At 54.0% G+C, this 2,224-nt stretch carries 2 protein-coding genes and 3 pseudogenes; 2 read left to right on the top strand and 3 right to left on the bottom strand.

Annotated elements, in window-relative coordinates:
• Positions 1-350 precede the first annotated feature (350 nt).
• From A7090_RS23500 to A7090_RS23505, 3 genes and pseudogenes are all read right to left on the bottom strand, one after another.
• Positions 351-473, bottom strand: coding sequence for a Hok/Gef family protein (locus tag A7090_RS23500; protein ID WP_273882652.1), 123 nt, complete (start codon positions 471-473; stop codon positions 351-353).
• A pseudogene (locus tag A7090_RS26830) lies at positions 418-570 on the bottom strand (DUF5431 family protein); the annotation flags it as partial. The gene A7090_RS23500 and the pseudogene A7090_RS26830, both read right to left, overlap by 56 nt.
• Positions 571-720: 150 nt before the next feature.
• Positions 721-1,150: pseudogene (locus A7090_RS23505) on the bottom strand (plasmid SOS inhibition protein A); the annotation flags it as partial.
• Between the two features lie 13 nt (positions 1,151-1,163).
• On the opposite strand from A7090_RS23505, the pseudogene istA reads away from it, so the two are divergent.
• Positions 1,164-1,862: pseudogene (istA, locus tag A7090_RS23510) on the top strand (IS21-like element IS100 family transposase); the annotation flags it as partial.
• Positions 1,859-2,224 (top strand): ATP-binding protein (locus A7090_RS23515; protein ID WP_241957293.1); only part of this gene is annotated, 366 nt, incomplete at its 3' end. The pseudogene istA and the gene A7090_RS23515, both read left to right, overlap by 4 nt.

Here is a 2,224-nt window from a genome sequence, read left to right on the forward strand (position 1 = left end):
GCCCTGGAAAGTTGATCTGAGCTCTCAGTAAATATCAATACGGTTCTGACGAGCCGCTTACTCAGAGTCAGAACAGGAGGAAAAAGAGAATAATCAAAGGGAAGGTGATGTGATTTCTGACAGGTCATAAACAGAGAAGGCGGGGGAAAAGAACGGGCGCCGCAGGCGCACGTTCATCCCCGTTCCCGGAGGGAAACGGCCTTCCTGGCAGTCTGGTTGTTCATGCCCGCACAATGCCAGCAAGGAGAAAGGGGCCACCGGCGAACCAGCAGCCCCTTTATAAAGGCGCTTCAGTGCAGTCAGACCAGCATCAGCCCTGAAAAGGCGGGCCTGCGCCCGCCTTCAGGTTGCTACTTACCGCTGGATTCGTAAGCCAAACTTGCCGTAACCTCCCTGTATCCGTCCTTCAGCCGGACTTCGCACAGACGATCCCGGGTCAGGAGTGTGAATATTAACAACGTGCAGCACACGATTAATACGCACCAGATAAGGGCGTTTCCCGGTAGTTTCATGGTTTACTCCTCCTTGCATTAAGCACGGTAAGAGGCCATACTGTTGTTGATCAGACATACAGGGGGCCTCGTGGGTTAATGAAAAATTAACTACGGGGCTTTCTGCCTTCTGCCACACAACACGGTAACAAACCACCTTCACGTCATGAGGCAGAAAGCCTCAAGCGCCGGGCACATCATAGCTCATATCCCTGCACGCTGACCACACTCACTTTCCCTGAAAATAATCTGGTCGTTCAACCAGTTCACGGGTAATCCGTGTGATTATTGCCGCATCACGCTGCCTCCCGGAGTTTGTTCGGCACCATCCACCGCTCCATCTCACGGACAGCATGACCGGCCTCTCTGGGTGCCAGACTGGCTTCCGCAATAACCTGCCAGAATGGCATATCCTGCCACTGCCAGCGTTCCATTCCGGCCAGTGACGGAAAACGCTCGCCCCACTGCCAGAACAGGGTTTCCAGGTCATGCTCTGCCACCCGGTCACTCCAGCGGGCATGCCAGCTTCCGACTGTTTCCGGTGAATTGAACGCCAGTTCGATTTCAGCCTGAGCAACCAGTGCCTGGTACGCGCGGGCTTTCTGCTCTGCCTCCCGTGCCTGCTGACAGCTGTACTTCTGCATGACCAGTGCGGATCTCTCGGTTCCTCAGGAGCAGGAGCCTGCCGTTCGGTTCGAAACTGAACCCGGACGACAGATGCAGGTTGACTGGGGCACTATGCGTAATGGTCGCTCACCGCTTCACGTGTTCGTTGCTGTTCTCGGATACAGCCGAATGCTGTACATCGAATTCACTGACAATATGCGTTATGACACGCTGGAGACCTGCCATCGTAATGCGTTCCGCTTCTTTGGTGGTGTGCCGCGCGAAGTGTTGTATGACAATATGAAAACTGTGGTTCTGCAACGTGACGCATATCAGACCGGTCAGCACCGGTTCCATCCTTCGCTGTGGCAGTTCGGCAAGGAGATGGGCTTCTCTCCCCGACTGTGTCGCCCCTTCAGGGCACAGACTAAAGGTAAGGTGGAACGGATGGTGCAGTACAACCGTAATAGTTTTTACATCCCACTAATGACTCGCCTGCGCCCGATGGGGATCACTGTCGATGTTGAAACAGCCAACCGCCACGGTCTGCGCTGGCTGCACGATGTCGCTAACCAACGAAAGCATGAAACAATCCAGGCCCGTCCCTGCGATCGCTGGCTCGAAGAGCAGCAGTCCATGCTGGCACTGCCTCCGGAGAAAAAAGAGTATGACGTGCATCCTGGTGAAAATCTGGTGAGCTTCGACAAACACCCCCTGCATCATCCACTCTCCATCTACGACTCATTCTGCAGAGGAGTGGCGTGATGATGGAACTGCAGCATCAACGACTGATGGCACTCGCCGGGCAGTTGCAACTGGAAAGCCTTATAAGCGCAGCGCCTGCGCTGTCACAACAGGCAGTAGACCAGGAATGGAGTTATATGGACTTCCTGGAGCATCTGCTTCATGAAGAAAAACTGGCACGTCATCAACGTAAACAGGCGATGTATACCCGAATGGCAGCCTTCCCGGCGGTGAAAACGTTCGAAGAGTATGACTTCACATTCGCCACCGGAGCACCGCAGAAGCAACTCCAGTCGTTACGCTCACTCAGCTTCATAGAACGTTGTCAACGCCAAGATTATTGGCCGTTTTTCGCCATTTTTAATGTCCGCTATTGGTCATTA

It is taken from the genome of Escherichia sp. MOD1-EC7003 (genome assembly GCF_002965065.1).
In the GTDB taxonomy this organism is placed as follows: domain Bacteria; phylum Pseudomonadota; class Gammaproteobacteria; order Enterobacterales; family Enterobacteriaceae; genus Escherichia.